The following is a 19,367-nucleotide window of genomic DNA, read 5'->3' as shown; positions in this document are numbered from 1 at the left end:
CGAATTCCCGGTTTCTTTCCTGGTGCAATTCGATGCGAAGACTTTTGCTGCCGCTGGGGCTGGCGGCCGTACTGACCAGCCCGCTTGCCGGCGTCGCCCAGACGCCACCATCCGCCATCCAACCCTCGCCGTACGCCGCCAGTGCGGACGGCGCGGGCGTACGCGAGCCATCCGGCACGCTGACGCTGGACGCCGCGCTGGCGCTGGCCGAAGCCGGCAGCTTCGCGCTGTCCGCCGCCGGCAAGGAGCTGGATGCCACCGAGGGCGACCTGACGCAGGCGCGCGTGATCCCCAATCCCGAGCTGGCAGTGTCGATGGAAGACACGCGCCGCGCCACGCGCTCGACCACCGGCCAGTTCAACGTGCCGATCGAACTCGGTGGCAAGCGCGCCGCCCGCATCGGCGTGGCCGAGCGCGGCCGCGAGCTGGCGCAGGCGGAGCTGGGCGGCGTGCGCGCCGAACTCCGCGCCGCGGTGATCGCGCGCTTCTTCGGCGTGCTGGTGGCGCAGGAGCGCGTCAAGCTGGCCGAGGGCTCGGTCGGCATCGCCAGCCGCGCGGCGCAGGCTGCCTCGCGCCGAGTCGCCGCCGGCAAGGTGGCGCCGCTGGAAGCGACGCGCGCACAGGTCGAGCAGGCCAACGCCGAGCTGGAATTGGCCGAGGCCACCGGCGCGCTGCAGTCCGCACGGCAGTTGCTGGCCGCGCTGTGGGGCAATGCCGCGCCGCGCTTCGCGCAGGCACAGGGCGACCTCGACGCGTTGCCGTCGCGCCCCGCGCCCGCCGCGCTGGAAACGGCGCTGGAAGATTCGCCGTTGCTGGCCGCGAGCCGGCTCTTAGCCGAACGCAGCCGCGCCGAAGCCGCGGTGGCGCGCAGCCGCCAGTACCCCGACGTCACCGTCAGCCTCGGCGCCAAGCGCGACAACGAGGCCAACCGCAACATGGCCGTGCTGGGCGTGGCGATCCCGCTGCCGCTGTTCGACCGCAACCAGGGCAACCTGTACGCGGCGCTGCGCCGGGCCGACCGCGCGCAGGACGTGCATGCCGCCAACCGCATCCGGCTGGCCAATGAATTGCAGCAGGCGTCGACGCAGCTGTCGGTGTCGCGCGCCGCGGCCCAGACGCTGCAGGGTTCGGTGCTGCCGGCGGCGGAGCAGGCGTATGCCGCCGCTTCGCGCGGGTTCGAGGCCGGAAAATTCAATTTCCTCGACGTGCTGGACGCCCAGCGCACCCTGTTCCAGGCGCGCATCCGCTACCTGGACGTGCTGGCCCGCACCTATGACGCGGCCGCCAGCATCGATCGCATCCTCGGACACTGATACGGAAGGCTCCAGGCATGGCAATAAGCAAGCAACAACGGGCCGCGGTGGTGGCCATTCTGGTCGCGGGGCTGCTGGGCGGCGCGGCGATCCTGTTCACGGGCAAGGGCGGCGGGTCGGGCGAGGCCGGGCATGAGCATGGCGAGCACGCTGAAAAGGGCGAGCATGCCGACCATGACGACGGCCACGCGCACGACAAGCCGGCGAGTACGCAGGCCGACGCCCCCGCTGCCGCCGCTGCGCCGGCGCAGGCCGCGGACCGGCCCCATGTCATCAAGCTGACGCCGGAGCAGGTGCAGCAGGCCGGCATCGGTATCGCCACGGCAGGCCCCGCGCCGTTGCGCGGCAGCATCGATTTCCCCGGCGAAATCCGCTTCAACGACGACCGCACCGCGCACGTGGTGCCGCGCGTCGCGGGCGTGGCGCAGGCGGTGCCGGCCAACCTGGGCGAGCAGGTCGCCAAGGGCCAGGTTCTGGCAGTAATCGCCAGCACGGCACTCGCCGAGCAGCGCAGCGAACTGCTCGCGGCGCAGCGGCGCGAGGCGCTGGCGCGCGCCACCTACGCGCGCGAAAAGACGCTGTGGCAGGAGAAGATCTCTGCCGGGCAGGACTACCAGCAGGCCCGCGCCGCGCTGGAAGAAGCGCAGATCGCGGTGCAGAATGCCAGGCAGAAGCTGGTCGCGATCGGCGCATCGGAAAGCGCCGGCAAGGATCGAGTGGACGGCAAGGGCGGCAGCCTGAACCAGTTCGCGCTGCGCGCCCCGTTCGACGGCATCATCGTCGAGAAGCACCTGTCGCTGGGCGAAGCCGTCAAGGAAGACGCCAGCGTCTTCACCATCTCGGACCTGAGTTCGGTCTGGGCCGAGTTCGTGGTCTCGGCGCGCGACCTCGACCAGGTGCGCGTGGGCGAGACCGTCAGGATCCGTTCCACCGCCTCGGAGACGCAGGCCGAGGGCAAGGTCTCCTACGTCGGCGCGCTGCTCGGCGAACAGACCCGTACCGCCAAGGCCCGCGTGACGCTGTCAAATCCGGGCATGGCGTGGCGGCCCGGGCTGTTCGTCACCGTCAGCGTGCTCGGCGCCGCGACGCAGGTGCCGGTTACGGTGGAAGCCGATGCCGTGCAGCAGGTCGATGGCCGCAGTGCCGTGTTCGTCGCGGTGCCGGGCGGGTTCGCCATGCAGGCGGTCAAGACCGGCCGCAGCGGCGGCAAGCTGGTCGAGATCACCGAAGGCCTGCAGGCCGGCGCGCGCTACGCCGCGGCCAACAGCTTCATCCTCAAGTCCGAGCTGGGCAAGGCCAGCGCCGGGCATGAGCACTGAGCGGGAGGCGCCATGTTCGAACGCCTGATCCGCTTTGCCATCGAGCAGCGCTGGCTGGTGCTGCTGGCCGTGCTCGGCATGGCCGCGCTGGGCCTGTACAACTACACCCGGCTGCCGATCGACGCCGTGCCTGACATCACCAACGTCCAGGTGCAGATCAACACCGCCGCGCCCGGCTATTCGCCACTGGAGACCGAGCAGCGCATCACCTACCCGGTCGAGACAGTGATGGCGGGCCTGCCGGGGCTGGAGCAGACCCGCTCGCTGTCGCGCTACGGGCTGTCACAGGTCACGGTGATCTTCCGCGAAGGCACCGATATCCATTTCGCGCGGCAGCTGGTCAACCAGCGCATCCAGGAAGCGCGCGACAAGCTTCCACCCGGCATCACGCCGGCGATGGGCCCGATCTCGACCGGCCTCGGCGAGATCTACCTGTGGACCGTCGAAGCCGAGCCCGGCGCGCGCAAGCCCGACGGCACGCCCTACACGCTGCCCGACCTGCGCGAGATCCAGGACTGGGTGATCCGTGCGCAGCTGCGCAACGTGCCTGGCGTGGCCGAGGTCAATGCCATCGGCGGCCATGCGCGCGCCTACGTGGTGGCGCCAAGCCTGGAGCGGATGGCGTCGTACGGGCTGTCGCTCGCCGACGTGGTCACGGCGCTGGAGAAGAACAACGACAACGTCGGCGCCGGCTACATCGAGCGGCGCGGCGAGCAATACCTGGTGCGCGTGCCGGGCCAGGTGCGCTCGCTCGACGATATCCGCGACGTCATCGTCGGCACCGCGCAGGGCCAGCCGATCCGCGTGCGCGATTTGGCCAGCGTGCAGACCGGCGGCGAGCTGCGTACCGGCGCCGCCACCGAGGATGGCCGCGAGGTGGTGCTGGGCACGGTCTTCATGCTGATCGGCGAGAACAGCCGCACGGTGTCGCAGGCCGTAGACCGCAAGATGGCGGAGATCAACCGCACGCTGCCGGCCGGCGTGAAGGCGATCACCGTGTACGACCGCACCAAGCTGGTCGACAAGGCCATCGCCACGGTGAAGAAGAACCTGCTGGAAGGCGCCGTGCTGGTGATCGCCATCCTGTTCCTGTTCCTCGGCAACCTGCGCGCGGCGCTGATCACCGCGCTGGTGATCCCGCTGTCGATGCTGTTCACCTTTACCGGCATGGTCCACACGCGCACCAGCGCCAACCTGATGAGCCTGGGGGCGCTGGACTTCGGCATCATCGTCGATGGCGCGGTGGTGATCGTCGAGAACTGCGTGCGGCGCCTGGCGCATGCGCAGCAACGGCATGGCCGCGCGCTGACGCGCACCGAGCGCCTGCACGAGGTCTTCGGCGCCGCGCGCGAGGCACGCCGGCCGCTGCTGTACGGCCAGCTCATCATCATGGTGGTGTACCTGCCGATCTTTGCGCTGACCGGCGTCGAGGGCAAGATGTTCCACCCGATGGCGATCACGGTGGTGCTGGCGCTGCTGGGCGCGATGGTGCTGTCGGTAACCTTCGTTCCCGCCGCGGTAGCGCTGGCGATCGGCAATCGCGTGGCCGAGCGCGAGAACCGGCTGATGGCGTGGGCGCGGCGCCGCTATGCCGTGCTGCTGGACCGCTCGCTGTCGGCGACGCCGGTGGTGCTGGCGCTGGCCGGCGTGGCGGTGGCGCTGTCGCTGGCGATCGCCACGCGCCTGGGCAGCGAGTTCGTGCCCAGCCTCAACGAGGGCGACCTCGCCATCCAGGCGCTGCGCATTCCCGGCACCAGCCTGACGCAATCGGTGGCGATGCAGCAGCAGGTCGAGACCACGCTGAAAGCGAAATTCCCCGAGATCGAACGCGTGTTCGCGCGCACCGGCACCGCCGAGATTGCCTCCGACCCGATGCCGCCGAATATCTCGGACGGCTACATCATGCTCAGGCCGCAGTCCGAATGGCCCGCGCCGCGCCGCACGCGCGACGAACTGATCGCCGCGATCCGCGCGGAGGTCGGCAAGCTGCCCGGCAACAACTACGAGTTCTCGCAGCCGATCCAGCTGCGCTTCAACGAGCTGATCTCGGGCGTGCGCTCCGACGTCGCGGTCAAGGTGTTCGGTGACGACAACGCCGTGCTGGAAGATACCGCCAACCGCATCGCCGCGGTGCTGCAGGGCATTGCGGGCGCGGCCGAGGTCAAAGTCGAGCAGACCACCGGGCTGCCGATGCTGAGCGTCAATATCGACCGCGACAAGGCCGCGCGCTACGGGCTCAACCTGAGCGATATCCAGGAAGCGGTGGCGATCGGCATCGGCGGCAAGGTGTCAGGGACGTTCTTCAGCGGCGACCGCCGCTTCGACATCGTGGTGCGCCTGCCCGATGCCGTGCGCGAAGACGTGGACGCGCTGCGGCGCCTGCCGGTGGCGCTGCCGAAAGACACCGTGGCGGGCGCGCGCACCAGCTATATCCCGCTCAGCGAAGTTGCCACCGTGGAGATCGCGCCGGGCCCCAACCAGGTCTCGCGCGAGAACGGCAAGCGCCGCATCGTGGTCAGCGCCAACGTGCGCGGGCGCGATATCGGCAGCTTCGTGCCCGAGGCGGAGGCCGCCATCCGCGATCGCGTGCGCATCCCCGCCGGCTACTGGACCAGCTGGAGCGGCACCTTCGAGCAGCTGCAGTCCGCCACGGCGCGCCTGCGCGTAGTGGTGCCGCTGGCACTGGGGCTGGTGTTCGTGCTGCTGTTCGCCATGTTCGGCAACGTCAAGCACGGGCTGCTGGTCTTCACCGGCATCCCGTTCGCGCTGACCGGCGGCATCCTCGCGCTGTGGCTGCGCGGCATCCCGCTGTCGATCTCGGCCGCGGTGGGCTTTATCGCGCTGTGCGGCGTGGCGGTGCTGAACGGGCTGGTGATGCTGTCGTTTATCCGTTCGCTGCGCGAGGAGGGCGTGGGGCTCGACCAGGCGATCCGCGACGGCGCGCTGACGCGGCTGCGGCCCGTGCTGATGACCGCGCTGGTGGCGTCGCTGGGTTTCGTGCCGATGGCGCTGGCCACCGGCACGGGCGCCGAAGTGCAGCGTCCGCTGGCCACGGTGGTGATCGGCGGCATCCTGTCGTCGACGGCGCTGACGCTGCTGGTGTTGCCGGTGCTGTACCGGCTGGCGCACAGGAAAGATGAGCCGGTGACTGCGGACCGCCAGGCCGGCAATCCATCTTTCACGTCGCCGTGAAGCGTTTGCCGTGCCCAGGCGGCAAACTGGCAGCATATTTCAGCCCCCGTGTGCCGCCATGCTGCCTGCCGCCGAATCCCATGCCAACGATGCCAACCATGCGCTCGACCCGCTAAGCGCCGTCACGCACCCCGATCCCTATCCCTACTACCGCGAACTGGCGACGCACCGGCCGTTCTTCCGCGACCAGCGGCTCGGCCTGTGGGTTGCGGCGGGCGCACGCGAAGTGGCGACGGTGCTGTCCCACCCCGACTGCCGCGTGCGTCCGCCAGCGCAGCCGGTGCCGCCCGCACTGGCTGGTACCGCCGCCGGGGATCTGTTCGGCCGGCTGATCCGCATGAACGACGGCGCCGCGCATGCGCCGTTGAAGGACCTGCTGATGCCACTGCTTGCCGCCATCGATCCGGCGGCAGCTGCACGCCGTGCGGCAGCGCTGGCTGAGCTGATGGACGCCGGCACGGCATGGTCCGCGGAACGCATCAATGGCGTCCTGTCGACGCTGCCGGTCGTGACGCTGGCTGACCTGCTCGGCCTGCCCGTCGCGGTGGATCGAGCCACGGCAGCGGCCGTGGCCGCCCACGTCGCAGCATTTGCCGCCGCACAGTCACCGCTTGCCGATGCGAACGCCGTGCAAGCCGGAGCGGTCGCCGCACAATGGCTCGGCAACTGGCTCGCCAATGCCGTACCGGCAGCAGGCCCGTTGCCGTCGCTGCAGCAGGCTGCCTGTGCGGCGGGCATCGATGCGCAAGCGGTGGCCGCCAACACCATCGGCCTGCTGGTGCAGGCCTGCGAAGCCACCGCCGCGCTGGCAGGCAATTCGCTGCTGCATCTCGGCCGTGGCAAGGCGTTGCCCGGAATATCACCGGACCAACTGGTCACAGAGGTGGCGGTGTCGGATCCCCCGGTGCAGAACACGCGCCGCTTCCTCGCCGCCGATGCAACCCTGTGCGGCCATGACGTCAAGGCCGGCGATGTGGTGCTGGTGCTGCTCGCCGCAGCCTCCTGCGGCGGTATGGCGGATGGCGAGCGTCCGTGGACCTTCGGCCACGGACGCCACGCGTGCCCAGGCGACAGGCTGGCGCAGGCGCTCGCCGGCGCGACGGTGACGGCACTACTTGCACGCGGCGCCGCCCCGGCCGTACTGGCGCGCGCGTTCCGCTATCGTCCTTCCCTGAACGCCCGCATCCCGCATTTCTGCTGACCTCACCATTCAAAACACGGAGCCCTCATGATCGCCGTCATCTTTGAAGTCGAGCCCGCACCGGGCCGCCGCGACGCCTACCTCGATATCGCCGCAAGGCTGCGCAGCGAGTTGGAGAGCATCGACGGCTTTATCTCGGTCGAACGCTTCCAGAGCCTGGCCAACCCGGGCAAGGTTCTGTCGCTATCGTTCTTCCGCGACGAGGCGGCCGTGATCGCCTGGCGCAATACCGTGGCACACCGCGAGGCACAGGCCGTGGGCCGCGGCGGCGTGTTTGCCGACTACCGCCTGCGCGTGGCACAGGTGCTGCGCGACTACGGCATGCACGCACGCGACGAAGCCCCCGCCGACAGCCGCGCAGTGCACGACCGCAAGCCCGGCTGAAGGAGCATGCGATGACGATGGAAGCAATCGGCACGCAGGCTGCCTTTATCGGCCTGACCTTCCTGCTGGCAGGCTTGGTCAAAGGCGTGGTGGGCCTGGGCCTGCCCACCGTCGCGGTGGGATTGCTCGGGCTGGTGATGCCGCCGGCGCAGGCCGCGGCGCTGCTGGTGGCGCCGTCGATGGTGACCAACGTGGTGCAGCTGTTCAGCGGTCCGCGCTTCGGCCAGCTGGTACTTCGGCTATGGCCGATGCTGGCGGCGATCTGCGCCGGCACGTGGCTGTGCGCTGCGCTGGTGGCGGCCGGGATGATGACCCACGCCACCTCGGCGCTTGGCGTGGCGCTGGTGCTGTATGCGGTGGTCGGACTGGCAGCGGTCAAGCTGCACGTGCCGCCGGCGGCAGAGGCCTGGCTCGGGCCGGTGGTCGGGGTGGTGACCGGCGCGATCACTGCGGTGACCGGCGTGTTCGTGATTCCCGCTGTGCCTTACCTGCAAGGGCTGGGGCTCGAAAAGGAGGGCCTGGTGCAGGCGCTGGGGTTGTCCTTCACGATCTCGACCATTGCGCTGGCGGTCAGCCTGGAGCTGGACGGATCGTTGCTGCACACCCCGGTGCTGGGGGCTTCGTTGCTGGCACTGGTGCCTGCGCTTGGCGGCATGTTCATCGGGCAATGGCTGCGCCATCGCATCAGTGCGGAGCGCTTCCGCAAGCTGTTCTTCTGCGGGCTGCTGGTGCTGGGCGGCGAGCTGGCGATGCGCGGGCTTTCGTGATCACGCTTTCGCATACGATCGGTTTTCTCCCCTCTCCCGCTTGCGGGAGAGGGAGCACCCAGTCGGTTAAGCAAAGGTCATGGGTACGCGAACGATCCTCACCGCCCCGCCTGCACCACTCGCCCATTCAACGGCTGCACCGGCCGCGCATTCATCGGGTAGAGCTTGCGGAACGTCGCCAGTTGCGCCGCCGAAATCTCCACCGGCGTCTTCAACACCTGCCATCGCACATCCTCGCTGCAAGGCGGCGTGGTCAGCGAGCCGGTGAACGCCCAGTAGGATTGCTGCGCAGGCAGCAGCGCCGCCACGTCAATCGGCGCACCCAGCTCGCGCGACTCGCCGGCCTTGGCCGGCAGGCTGGCAAAGACCGGCTGCAACGCCGCGTTTTCGCGCCCGGTCTTGAACAGCACCGCCACCACCGCCAGCTTGCCTTCGGCGTTCTGGTGCACCAGGTGCGCCACCAGCGGATAGGCCTTGCCGTTGATCTTCTCTTCGCTCGGCGTATGGAAGTGGAATTGCACCAGCTTGTACGCCGCGCCGTCGAACTCGGCCTGCCCGCCCGCAGGCAGGTTGACCTGGATGGTATGGCCGTTGTTGACCACGGTTGCCGGCGTTGCGGTGTAGCCAAAGCCGATCGGCTTCAGGTCTGCGCTCACGGTCTTGTTGGTACGGATATCGATGGGCGACTGGTGCTTGCCCAGCGTGCAGGTCTTGTAGCCGGCGTCGAGCTCGCCCCAATGGCTGGCGCCGGTCGGCCCGGCGTAGGTCCAGTGGGTGTCGTTGCCTGCCCAGGCGGCAGGGGCGAGCAGGGCTGCGCAAATGGTGATGGCCGGCAGCTTGATGGTCATGTCGATGCGTCCTCGTGTAGGTGACCCCTTCGTACTCCGAACTCCCGGGTTGGCGCGATCTGCTGCCACGCCTGATCCGGGCCCGAAATCATGCAGCAAAAATCGCCCCGCGCGAACTCAGCATTACTGAATTCCGGTCTGCACTGCGCTTATTCCGGGTATGCGGCTGACGCTGGCGCACCGGCCAGCACTGGGACGGTCCGGGGTATTCGAGCCGTTTGATCGACGGCGCGGCCCTGGACCGGCAAGCGGGTTCATGACAGGCACGGCCGGCGTGATCCGGCCGTGCCTGCGCCTTCAGTGGGGCGGGGTGCCCGGCTGGCTTGACTCCAGCTGGTCCCGAACCGCGGCGATATGGTCGCCGGCGGCATCGACGGCCGCTTCGAGATCCTGCTCGCTGCAGTGAAGCTCGCGGCACCAGTACTGCACTTCAAGCGGATCCATCAGGTTAACGCGGCCCGGATCCAAAGGCCTGAACTGGCTCGTTGCATCGATCATGCTCGCCTCCTGTCCGTGCCTCGGCGCGACACGACCCTTGCATTGTAGGCAGTGATCGCGATCGCGTTGCATGCAAAGCCGATGCTGTGCGCCATGCCATGCACGCGACTCGGCATATGATGCACGGGTTACCCACACCGACAGGACGACGCATGCCCCGCTCTTCCGGTGCAAAGCTCTGGTCCACGCTGAACAAGGCCGCCACGCGCAATGCCCGCCGCATGCAGCGCGCGGTCAACCGCAACATCACCAAGCCGATGACCGAAGCCATCGTGCGCAACGCGGTGAAGCAATCCGCTGCACTCACCGCGGCCACGCAGCGCGCGCTGTCCGGCGTGGTGTCGCCGGCCGAGCCGCCGCGCAGCCGCGGCAGCGGCCGCTGGGAGGAGGGCAGCTGGGGCGCCGGGCCGCTCGCGCCGCGGCGCTATCGCATCTTCGTGCCGGCGGGCGCCAATGGCAGGCGGCGCGCACCGATGCTGGTGTTGCTGCATGGCTGCGGGCAGGACACCGCCAGCTTTGCAGCGGTCACGCGTGCTGCCGCCGTGGCGCGCGAGGCGGGCTGGGTGGTGCTGTTGCCCGAGCAGAGTTCGCAGGCGAACGCGCAGCGCTGCTGGAACTGGTTTAAGCCCGCCGGGCACGGTGCGGTGGAAGCGGGCCTGCTGATGGCGCTGGTCGAGCAGGCATGCCGCACGCATCCGGTGGCGGCTAACCGCGTCAGCGTGCTCGGCTTGTCAGCGGGCGGGGCGATGGCTTTGACGCTCGGCCTGCGCTATCCCGCGCGCTTCGCGGCGGTGGGCTCGCATTCCGGTGCGGTGCCGTGGAGCGCCACCAACGCGGCGCAGGCCACACGCGCGATGCGCGGCCAGCGCGGGCCCGATGCGCAGGCCGTCCACGCGCTGCGCCTCGGCCTTGCCGGCCGGCGCCCGCCGCCGCTGCTGCTGCTGCATGGCGACGCCGACGCCATGGTCGACTTCAGCAATGCCACCGCGGCGGCGGCACTGTGGATGCACCTGCAGCCCGAAGGCGCCCATCCGCTTGCCGCGGTGCCGGCGCGGCGCGCCCAGCGCGGCATGCGGCGTGCGGTCGATGTGTTCGACTGGACCGAGGGCAAGGCGCCTTACATGCGGCTGGTGCGGGTCGAAGGGCTCGGCCATGCGTGGAGTGGCGGAGCCGGGGGGCACGCGTTCTCGGATCCGGCGGGGCCGGATGGGCTGAAGCTGGCGTTGCGGTTTTTTCTGGCGGTCGGGGGGTGAGGAGCGTCACCCGGGCGTCACCCCGGCGTCACCCCGGCGTCACCCCAGCGTCACCGGCTCGATCACTACATCAGTGACCGCACAAGCCACGCACGGCAGGATCAACCCTTCCTCTTTCTCATCCAGGCTCAGCCCGGGCCATTCGATCCGGTAGCGGATCGATCCGGCATGCAGCCGGCTGGCACAGGCGCGGCAAGTGCCGTTGCGGCAGGAGTTGGGCAGCGGCACGCCGTCCAGCAAGGCGGCTTCCAGCAAGCTTAGCGCGGCCGGGGCGGCAAAAGTCTGGCCGCCTGGCAGCACCTGCGCGGTGAATTCGCCGCCGATGTCCGCTATGGACGCATCGCGTTCATCCATGGGAATCGTCCTGTGCCTGCGGAAATTGCGCGCGCCCATGGGTGGCGTCGCGCAAGGCATCGCGCGCCGTATCCACTTGCGTGGCGGGAAGGCGCAGCACCAGCGTTGCCAGCGCGCCATAGGCGGTATCGGCCAGCGTGCAGCCATGTTGGGCGGCCTGTTCGATCCAGCGGCGCACGCGTGGCTCGTCGGCATAGTCGATCGATATCGTCAGCGTGGCGTAGGCGATGCGCTCGATGCGTTCGGCCGATTTCAGCGCGGCGGCGATGGCATCGGTGTAAGCGCGCACCAACCCGCCAGCGCCCAGCTTGACGCCGCCGTAGTAACGCACCACCGCGGCCAGCACGCCGTCGAGGTCGTGGTGGCGCAGCACTTCCAGGATCGGCCGGCCGGCGGTACCCGAAGGTTCGCCGTCGTCGGACATGCCCGACGCGCCGCCGGCGAGCAGCGCCCAGCACACATGGGTAGCGGTGGGGTGTTCCGCGCGCAGCGCCTGCAGCGCGGCCATGGCCGCGTCGCGGTCGGCCACCGGCAAGGCCAGGGCCAGGAAACGGCTCTTGCGGATTTCGACTTCGGCCTGGACAGGGTGGGCTAGCGTGTAGGTCGGCAAGCGGGAAGGGCGGAAAAAGCTGGAAGAAGCTGCGCGGTGCGGCCGCGGACAGAAGCGGGAAGTGTACCGCAGCGGATGAGGCACCCCGGCCGTGGCTCCCATGTGAAGTGTTGCATCGTCAACTTCCTGTCACAAAGACGCCCTACGATCTCCGGCTGTCGGGCGCAATGCCGCCCGCCGCCCGCCTGTGCCAACAGGTGCCCGGCCGCCCGCGCGGTGCCGGCGCGATCAAGCGGTCAAAAAAACCAGATCCATCCCTTTCCCCGGATAAAACCATGCAACAACAACCTGATGCTGGCCGCCGCAAGGCCCTGAAACTGCTGGCGGGCGCGCCGATGCTTCCGTTTGGCCTGGCTTCCGCCGGCCTGCTGGCCGGCTGCGGCGGCAGCGACGATGCCGTGGCCGCGCCCGCCACTGGCCCGGCGCCTGGCGCCACCTTCACCACGGCCGAGTTCATTCCCATGAGCGCGCCCACGCTGTCGGATGCCGCCGCGATGGCGACCACCACTGTCGGCTCGAGCCTGAAGGTGTCGTTCAGCGACGGCAGCAGCACCACCTACAAGCTTGCCTACCAGCCGTTCTTCGTCACCGGCGACACGCTGCCGGACGGCAAGGGCGGCACCATCGTGGCCGGCGGCTACTACAACATCAACAACCAGCCGATCATGGACACCTCCGTGGCCGGCAAGGAACGCCAGTTCTTCTCCGACGCACCGGACGGCAGCTCGCTGCTGAAGCTGGCCAACCCGACGGTGCCCGGCGTCAAGGGCAATACCGTGTTTGCGGTGGTGCAGTTCGAGTACACCTCGCGCAACCAGAACAACACCAGCATGTACGGCCTGCTGCCGTCGCCGATCGCTGTCGTGACGCTGGACCAGGACCCGGCCACCGGCAAGCTGACCCCGGTGAAGTACCACAACGTCGATACCTCCGGCGTCAACGGCCTGTGGATCACCTGCGGCGCGAGCCTGTCGCCGTGGAACACCCACCTGTCGAGCGAAGAGTACGAGACCGACCTGAAGGACGCCGCGGCGGTCACGCAACTGCAGGGCTACAGCCAGAACCTGTATGGCGACCCCGCCAGGGCCAATGCCTACAACTATGGCCACCTGCCCGAAGTGACGGTCAACCCCGACGGCACCGGCACCATCAGGAAGCACTACTGCCTGGGCCGCATCTCGCACGAACTGGTGCAGGTCATGCCCGACGAGCGCACCGTGCTGATGGGCGACGATGCCACCAACGGCGGCTTGTTCATGTTTATCGCCGACAGCGCGCGCGACCTGTCCAGCGGCTCGCTTTACGTGGGCAAGTGGCAGCAGACCTCGGGCGTCGGCCCGGGCAGCGCCACGCTGTCGTGGATCAAGCTGGGCAGCGCCACCAGTGCCGAGATCCGCGCGCTGGTCGATGGCGGCATCAGGCTGGCCGACATCATGGACGTGCAGACCGTCAACCCGAACGACAGCAGCTACACCCGCATCCTGTACAACGGCAAGGCCAACTGGATCAAGCTGGTGCCGGGCATGGAAAAGGCCGCGGCCTACCTGGAAACCCACCGCTACGCCGCGCTGGTCGGCGGCAGCCTGGGCTTTACCAAGATGGAAGGCACCACGGTCAACATCAGGGACAAGAAAGCCTACTCGGCGATGTCGCGCATCGAGTCGAGCATGCTCACCGGCAACGCCGCCAACCAGGGCGACATCCAGGTCGAAGGCCCGTACTCCGGCGCCGTCTATGAGCTGAACCTGAAAGGTGGACAGACCGACAAGAGCGGCAACGCCATCAACAGCGAATGGGTGCCGGTCGACATGGCCGCGGTGCCGGCACTGGTCAGCGAAGACCTCGGCGGCGGCAAGATGAAGCAGCAGGATGCGCTCGGCAACTTCGCCAACCCGGACAAGGTCGCCACGCCCGACAACCTCAAGTTCTCGGAGAAGCTGCGCACGCTGTTCGTCGGCGAGGACAGCAACACCCACGTCAACAACTTCCTGTGGGCCTACAACGTCGACACTAAGGTGCTCAGCCGCGTGCTGTCGTGCCCGGCCGGCGCCGAGTCGACCGGCTTGCATGCGGTGGACGAGATCAACGGCTGGACCTACGTGATGAGCAACTTCCAGCACGTGGGCGACTGGGAATCGCCGCTGCATGACGTGGTCAAGCCGACGCTGGACCCACTGGTGCGTGCCAATTACAAGGACCGCTTCGGCGCGGCGGTGGGGTACCTGACCGGCGACCCGACGGGCGTGAAGCTGGCGAAGGCCTGACCGCAAGCGGGCGCTGTAGCATGAAGGCGGCGGCCTTGGCCGCCGCCAGTGCATCCCGGGTCCGCGCAGACTCTGCTACGCTAGCCGTTCACCCGGCAAACGAGCCAGTCGCCATGACCGACCAGACCCACGACCCCGACGCACGCCGCATGGCGCCCGCCACCGAGCGCAATCGCGAGCCCATCCTCGCGGTGCTGCGCAATGTGCTGCCCGCCAGCGGCACGGTCCTGGAAATCGCCAGCGGCACTGGCCAGCACGCGGTGCACTTTGCCGCGGCGTTTCCAGGCCTGACCTGGCAGCCGAGCGATCCCGACCGTGCCGCGCGTGAATCGATCGCCGCATGGACCGCGCATGCGGGGTTGGCCAATGTGCGCGCGCCGCTGGACCTTGACGTGTGCCGCCAGCCCTGGGGCATCGATGCGGCCGATGCGATGGTCTGCATCAATATGCTCCATATCTCGCCGTGGGCCGCGGCCGAAGCACTGTTCGCAGGCGCAGGGAGGCTGCTGAAGCCTGGCGGCGTGCTCTACCTGTATGGTCCCTATCGCCGCGGCGGCGCACATACCGCGCCGAGCAATGCCGCCTTCGACGCCCAGCTGCGCGCCACCGACGCTGACTGGGGCGTGCGCGACATGGAGGACGTGGTTGCGCTGGGCGCCGCACAGGGATTGCGCTGCGACGAGCCGGTGCCGATGCCGGCCAACAACTTCAGCCTGGTGTTCCGCAAATAGGCGCATGCGCGGCGCGTGAAAGCGCAGGGGTGGAACACCGGAAGCGCGAAAGCGGAAAGCGCAGCGGGGCACCATCCTACGCCACGGGCCCCGTGGCCGCTTTGCACTAAAATCTTCCGTTCATTTCGATCCAGCGACGCCGTTGCCCCCAGGGCCCTGCCGCGCCGCGCCCGCCACGGAGAACACGATGAAGGTCCAGAACATCCTGCAGACGATCGGCAATACCCCGCATATCCGCATCAACCGCCTGTTCGGCAGCGGGCACGAAGTCTGGATCAAGTCCGAGCGCAGCAATCCCGGCGCCTCGATCAAGGACCGCATTGCGCTGTCGATGGTCGAAGACGCCGAGCGCCGTGGCGTGCTGAAGCCGGGCGGCACCATCATCGAGCCGACCTCCGGCAATACCGGCATAGGCCTGGCAATGGTGGCCGCGGTCAAGGGCTACAAGCTGGTGCTGGTGATGCCGGACAGCATGTCGATCGAGCGCCGCCGGCTGATGCTGGCCTACGGCGCCAGCTTCGACCTGACTCCGCGCGAGAAGGGCATGAAGGGCGCGATCGCGCGTGCCGAGGAACTGGTTGCCGCCACGCCCGGCGCCTGGATGCCGCAACAGTTCGAGAACCCCGCCAACATCGACGTGCACGTGCGCACCACCGCGCAGGAAATCCTGAACGACTTCCCCGAAGGGCTTGACGTGCTCATCACCGGCGTCGGCACCGGCGGCCACCTGACCGGCTGCGCCCGGGTGCTGAAGGACAAGTGGCCGCAGCTCAAGGTCTTCGGCGTCGAGCCGGTGGCCTCGCCGGTGATCTCCGGCGGCGCGCCGGCACCGCATCCGATCCAGGGCATCGGCGCGGGCTTTATCCCGAAGAACCTCGACACCGCGCTGCTCGACGGCGTGATCCAGGTCGATGCCGAACCCGCGCGCGAGATGGCCCGCCGCTGCGCGCGCGAAGAAGGCATCCTGGTCGGCATCTCGTCCGGCGCGACGCTGGCCGCGATCGCGCAGAAGCTGCCGGAGCTGCCCGCCAATGCGCGCGTGCTCGGCTTCAACTACGACACCGGCGAACGCTACCTGACGGTGGAGGGTTTCCTGCCGGCCTGAGCCACTGGCCGGCAGCGAGGCCGCGCCAGGCAGTGGGGGATGGGTGCCGTCAGGAGGACAAGCCGTGGCGCTTGTGCCAGTCGGCCAGCGATTCCTCCGGCCACGTGTCGCAGCGCACGTGGCCCTTGCCCTTGGGCACATCGACCCATGGCGCGGCGGATTCCAGCGAGGCTTCCACCACCTCGGGCGGGCGCGGCAGCGGCGTGTCGATGGCCGAGGCATGCGGATACACCAGCTCCGGCCAGCGCGGATCCCACAGCCACAGCGCGCTGCCGCACTTCACGCAGAAATGCCGCTGTGCCGGCGAGCGCCGCGCGCGCTTGCCCGGCTCGCGCAGCACCGCGTGGTAGATGCCCAGGTGTTTGCGCCCGCGCACGTGCAGCGTGGCGGCATCGCCGCCGATATTGATCGCATAGCCGCCGCCGCCGGCGGTCTTGCGGCAGATCGAGCAATGGCAGTGCATGTACGGGCACGGCGAGTCCGATTCCAGCGAGAAATGGACGGCGCCACAATGGCAGGAGCCTTCGAGATGCATGGTGGGATCCTTTGCGCGTTGGCGTTTTCGGCAGTCCCTTGACTGTAGAAAACCCTGCCCAAAGTGCAAAACCAAGCCGCGCCAGGCTCGCGTCACAGCGCCTTGCGCAACGTCAGGTTGACGCGCGCGCGTCCCAGCAGCGGATGATCCCCATCGGCCAGCGGCGCCACGCCGTGGAAGGCCAGCCGCGACGGGCCGCCCCACACCACCACGTCGCCATGCGCCAGCCGCACGCGCTGCGGCCGGTCCGCGCGGCGCATGCCGCCGAACAGGAATACCGCTGGCAAGCCCAGCGAGACCGATACGATCGGCGCGCCGAAGTCGCGTTCATCGCGGTCCTGGTGCAGCGACAGGCGCGTGCCCGGCACATAGCGGTTGACCAGGCAGGCATCGGGCGCGAAGCCGGCAAAGCCGGCTTGCGCCGCCGCTTCGGCCGCCAGCGCGCGCAATCGCGGCGGCATCGCCGGCCAGGGCTGGCCGCTCAGCGGGTCCGTGCGGTCGTAGCGGTAGCCGCGGGCATCCGAGACCCAGCCCGCATCCCCGCAGTTCGTCATCGCCACCGACATCGTCAGGCCGCCAGGCGTCACCATGTGGCGCAGCGGGGCCGCGGCAATCACCGCCTGCACGTCGGCGAGCAGGGCCTCTGCATCCGCGCGCGCCAGGCCGCGCAGCACCACTGCGCCGTCCGCCAGGGGCTCGGGCGCAGAATCGGCAGGGGCGGTGTCGTCGAGGTTGTCGAAGAGGTCGAAGGTCATGGCCTGAGGATAGACGCGTCGGACCGCGCGTGCGGAAAAATCAATAACTTAGCACTGAAGGACGCGTCAGCCCCCAATGCGGACAACCTCGCAGACCGGACATGACAGATCCGGCGGACATGGAAGGAGACAACCCTGATGCAACGACGTCGCATTTTGCGCATCGCACTGGCTGCCACCGGCCTCGCGCTGACGGCACCTCTCGGCACGCAGGCACTGGCTGCCGACGATTTCCCGACCCGCCCGATCCGGCTCATCGTCCCTTATGGCGCTGGTGGCGTCACCGACCAGGTGACGCGCGCACTGGCTGAGGCGGCCAGCCGTGAATTGGGCCAGGCGATTGTGGTGGAAAACAAGATCGCGCCCGGCGCCTCGCGGAGGCTTGGCCGCGACTATCCTTTCGCTATTCGTTCCGAGCATATCAGGTGTTGGAATTTTTGATTTTACGATGGCGCGGACGCTTCCTACACTCCCCAGACAAAAGAAGCATGCGGAGACAGACATCGTGATTACCTCACTATCGCCAACTTGCGCGAAGCCCTGGCCGCGACCAGCCTGGACGACTAAGACACTCTCGAAAAAGCCCGCGTCTACATGAGCGGCACCATGCGCTGGTTCCGGCTTTATCTCCGTGTCCCCGCGGCCTGATCGGTCCGGATAATTCCAACAAATACCGGGGCCGGTGCGCGACCTGCGTGCCGGCAAGCCGTGCTGTCGACCCCGGCAGCACGCTCCCCGCAAGCCGCGCGCCCGCATGACTCGTCGCCACCCGGCGCGGGCCCGTGCGAACGCTCGGCAGCACATGAAGGAGACCCCTATATGAGCTTGTTCCGAACCAAAGACATTGACGCCATGCTGGTGGACCGCAACGTCGGCGGCCTGAAGAAGGTGCTGGGTCCGATGGACCTCGTGCTGATGGGCATCGGCGCCATCATCGGCACCGGCATCTTCGTGCTGACCGGCACCGGCGCTTTGACCGCGGGCCCGGCGCTGACCGTGTCTTTCGTCATTGCGGCCATGGCCTGCGGCTTCGCCGCGCTGTGCTATGCCGAGTTCGCCTCCGCCATCCCGGTGTCGGGATCGATCTATACGTATAGCTACGCGACTCTGGGCGAGATCATCGCCTGGATGATCGGCTGGGACCTTCTGCTCGAATACGGTCTGGCTACCTCGGCGGTTTCGGTAGGATGGTCGGGATACTTCCAGTCGCTGGTGGCAGGTTTCGGCCTGCATTTACCGACGGCGCTGACGGCAGCTCCGGGGGCGGTGCCAGGCGTGACCACCTTGTTCAACCTGCCGGCTTTCCTGATCATGTTAGTCACCACTTGGGTGGTGTCCTGCGGCGTGCGGGAGTCGGCCCGACTCAATAACGTGATGGTGGCGATCAAGATTGCGGTGGTGGTGCTGTTCATCGCGGTCGGCGTCTGGCACGTCAAGCCGGCCAACTGGCAGCCATTCGCGCCGTTCGGGGTATCTGGCATCTTCAATGCGGCGGCGCTGGTTTTCTTCGCCTTCATCGGTTTCGATGCGGTGACCTCCGCCGCCGAGGAAGTGCGAAATCCGCACCGCGACCTGCCGGTGGGTATCATCGGCTCGCTGACGGTCTGCACAGTGCTATACGTGATAGTCGCGGCCATCATGACTGGCGTCGTCCCCTTCACCAAGTTCGCCGGCGTCGACCATCCCGTGTCGCTGGTGCTGCAGTACGCGGGACAGAACTGGGTGGCCGGCTTTGTCGACCTGGGCGCTATTCTGGGCATGACCACAGTGATCCTGGTGATGACCTTTGGCCAGACTCGCGTGATTTTTGCCATGTCTCGCGATGGCCTGCTGCCCGCCAGGCTGTCGTCGGTGCACCCGTTGCACGCCACGCCGTTCTTTGCCACGTGGACCGTCGGCATTGTGTTCGCGATGATCGCCGCCTTCGTGCCGCTCAATGTGCTGGCCGAGTTGATCAATATCGGCACGCTCGCCGCCTTCACGCTCATTTCAATCGCGGTGCTGGTACTGCGCCGGACCCGTCCCGAACTGAAGAGGGCCTTTCGCTGCCCCGGCGTGCCGGTGGTTCCGCTGCTATCGGTTGGCTTCTGCCTGTTCCTGATGGCGCACCTTCAAGCGCTGACCTGGGTCGCCTTCCTCACGTGGCTCGGGATCGGGCTGTCGGTCTACTTTCTGTACGCGCGCCGCAATGCGGTGCTGCACGGTGGCACCAGGTAGCACGCGGGGCCGGCCGTAGAA

18 protein-coding genes are annotated in these 19,367 nt (G+C 68.3%); 12 read left to right on the top strand and 6 right to left on the bottom strand.

Annotated features, from left to right (window positions below):
* Window positions 1-32: 32 nt before the first annotated feature.
* From E0W60_RS05565 to E0W60_RS05540, 6 genes are read left to right on the top strand one after another with little or no spacing between them, the layout of a single operon-like run.
* Window positions 33-1,313, top strand: coding sequence for a TolC family protein (locus E0W60_RS05565; protein WP_135703291.1), 1,281 nt, complete (start codon window positions 33-35; stop codon window positions 1,311-1,313).
* 17 nt (window positions 1,314-1,330) lie between these two features.
* Window positions 1,331-2,632 carry an efflux RND transporter periplasmic adaptor subunit gene (locus E0W60_RS05560; protein ID WP_135703290.1) on the top strand — a complete coding sequence of 434 codons (1,302 nt, stop codon included), beginning with the start codon at window positions 1,331-1,333 and terminating at the stop codon, window positions 2,630-2,632.
* A gap of 12 nt (window positions 2,633-2,644) precedes the next feature.
* Complete coding sequence (locus tag E0W60_RS05555) at window positions 2,645-5,824, top strand: CusA/CzcA family heavy metal efflux RND transporter (protein ID WP_135703289.1); 3,180 nt, start codon at window positions 2,645-2,647, stop codon at window positions 5,822-5,824.
* A 58-nt stretch (window positions 5,825-5,882) separates the two neighbouring features.
* Entirely contained in the window at window positions 5,883-7,025 is a 1,143-nt protein-coding gene (locus tag E0W60_RS05550) for a cytochrome P450 (RefSeq protein ID WP_135703288.1), read from the top strand.
* Window positions 7,026-7,052: 27 nt separating this feature from the next.
* Window positions 7,053-7,409 (top strand): antibiotic biosynthesis monooxygenase family protein, encoded by a 357-nt coding sequence (locus tag E0W60_RS05545; RefSeq protein WP_135703287.1) that lies wholly within the window; start codon window positions 7,053-7,055, stop codon window positions 7,407-7,409.
* 11 nt (window positions 7,410-7,420) lie between these two features.
* Window positions 7,421-8,176 carry a sulfite exporter TauE/SafE family protein gene (locus E0W60_RS05540; protein WP_135703286.1) on the top strand — a complete coding sequence of 252 codons (756 nt, stop codon included), beginning with the start codon at window positions 7,421-7,423 and terminating at the stop codon, window positions 8,174-8,176.
* A 98-nt stretch (window positions 8,177-8,274) separates the two neighbouring features.
* On the opposite strand, the gene E0W60_RS05535 is transcribed toward E0W60_RS05540, so the two are convergent.
* Together E0W60_RS05535 and E0W60_RS05530 are read right to left on the bottom strand one after the other, a co-directional pair.
* Window positions 8,275-9,024, bottom strand: coding sequence for a carbonic anhydrase (locus E0W60_RS05535; protein ID WP_133095651.1), 750 nt, complete (start codon window positions 9,022-9,024; stop codon window positions 8,275-8,277).
* A gap of 297 nt (window positions 9,025-9,321) precedes the next feature.
* Window positions 9,322-9,522: a DUF3606 domain-containing protein gene (locus tag E0W60_RS05530; protein WP_133095652.1), complete on the bottom strand. Its 201-nt coding sequence runs from the start codon at window positions 9,520-9,522 to the stop codon at window positions 9,322-9,324.
* Between the two features lie 152 nt (window positions 9,523-9,674).
* Here E0W60_RS05530 and E0W60_RS05525 point away from each other — a divergent pair, with 152 nt between their 5' ends.
* The gene (locus E0W60_RS05525; RefSeq protein ID WP_135703285.1) at window positions 9,675-10,775 is read left to right on the top strand and encodes an extracellular catalytic domain type 1 short-chain-length polyhydroxyalkanoate depolymerase; all 1,101 of its coding nucleotides are present in this window, start codon (window positions 9,675-9,677) and stop codon (window positions 10,773-10,775) included.
* 39 nt (window positions 10,776-10,814) lie between these two features.
* On the opposite strand, the gene E0W60_RS05520 is transcribed toward E0W60_RS05525, so the two are convergent.
* Together E0W60_RS05520 and E0W60_RS05515 are read right to left on the bottom strand one after the other, a co-directional pair.
* Entirely contained in the window at window positions 10,815-11,129 is a 315-nt protein-coding gene (locus E0W60_RS05520; protein ID WP_135703284.1) for a 2Fe-2S iron-sulfur cluster-binding protein, read from the bottom strand.
* Window positions 11,122-11,739: an IMPACT family protein gene (locus E0W60_RS05515; protein WP_133095655.1), complete on the bottom strand. Its 618-nt coding sequence runs from the start codon at window positions 11,737-11,739 to the stop codon at window positions 11,122-11,124. Before E0W60_RS05515 ends, E0W60_RS05520 begins: the two co-directional genes overlap by 8 nt.
* A gap of 275 nt (window positions 11,740-12,014) precedes the next feature.
* On the opposite strand from E0W60_RS05515, the gene E0W60_RS05510 reads away from it, so the two are divergent.
* The 3 genes from E0W60_RS05510 (at window position 12,015) to cysK (ending at window position 15,839) form a co-directional block, all read left to right on the top strand.
* On the top strand, window positions 12,015-14,003 hold the full coding sequence (locus tag E0W60_RS05510; RefSeq protein WP_135703283.1) for a PhoX family protein: 1,989 nt from the start codon (window positions 12,015-12,017) through the stop codon (window positions 14,001-14,003).
* A 113-nt stretch (window positions 14,004-14,116) separates the two neighbouring features.
* Window positions 14,117-14,734: a DUF938 domain-containing protein gene (locus tag E0W60_RS05505; protein WP_135703282.1), complete on the top strand. Its 618-nt coding sequence runs from the start codon at window positions 14,117-14,119 to the stop codon at window positions 14,732-14,734.
* A 187-nt stretch (window positions 14,735-14,921) separates the two neighbouring features.
* Window positions 14,922-15,839, top strand: coding sequence for a cysteine synthase A (gene cysK, locus E0W60_RS05500; protein WP_133095658.1), 918 nt, complete (start codon window positions 14,922-14,924; stop codon window positions 15,837-15,839).
* Between the two features lie 49 nt (window positions 15,840-15,888).
* Here the strand turns inward: cysK and E0W60_RS05495 are convergent, their stop codons facing one another.
* Together E0W60_RS05495 and alkB are read right to left on the bottom strand one after the other, a co-directional pair.
* A complete protein-coding gene (locus E0W60_RS05495; protein ID WP_133095659.1) occupies window positions 15,889-16,374 on the bottom strand; it encodes a GFA family protein in 486 nt (161 codons plus the stop codon).
* Window positions 16,375-16,466: 92 nt separating this feature from the next.
* A complete protein-coding gene (alkB, locus tag E0W60_RS05490; protein ID WP_135703281.1) occupies window positions 16,467-17,129 on the bottom strand; it encodes a DNA oxidative demethylase AlkB in 663 nt (220 codons plus the stop codon).
* A 138-nt stretch (window positions 17,130-17,267) separates the two neighbouring features.
* Between alkB and E0W60_RS05485 the strand changes: the two genes are divergently transcribed.
* Window positions 17,268-17,570, top strand: a complete 303-nt coding sequence (locus tag E0W60_RS05485) for a hypothetical protein (RefSeq protein ID WP_240745746.1) — start codon at window positions 17,268-17,270, stop codon at window positions 17,568-17,570.
* Between the two features lie 378 nt (window positions 17,571-17,948).
* The gene (locus E0W60_RS05475; protein WP_135703280.1) at window positions 17,949-19,346 is read left to right on the top strand and encodes an amino acid permease; all 1,398 of its coding nucleotides are present in this window, start codon (window positions 17,949-17,951) and stop codon (window positions 19,344-19,346) included.
* The last annotated feature ends 21 nt before the right edge of the window (window positions 19,347-19,367 follow it).

The organism is Cupriavidus oxalaticus, from assembly GCF_004768545.1.
Classification (GTDB): Bacteria; Pseudomonadota; Gammaproteobacteria; order Burkholderiales; family Burkholderiaceae; genus Cupriavidus; species Cupriavidus oxalaticus_A.
This window is presented reverse-complemented; position numbering and strand designations above follow the sequence as displayed.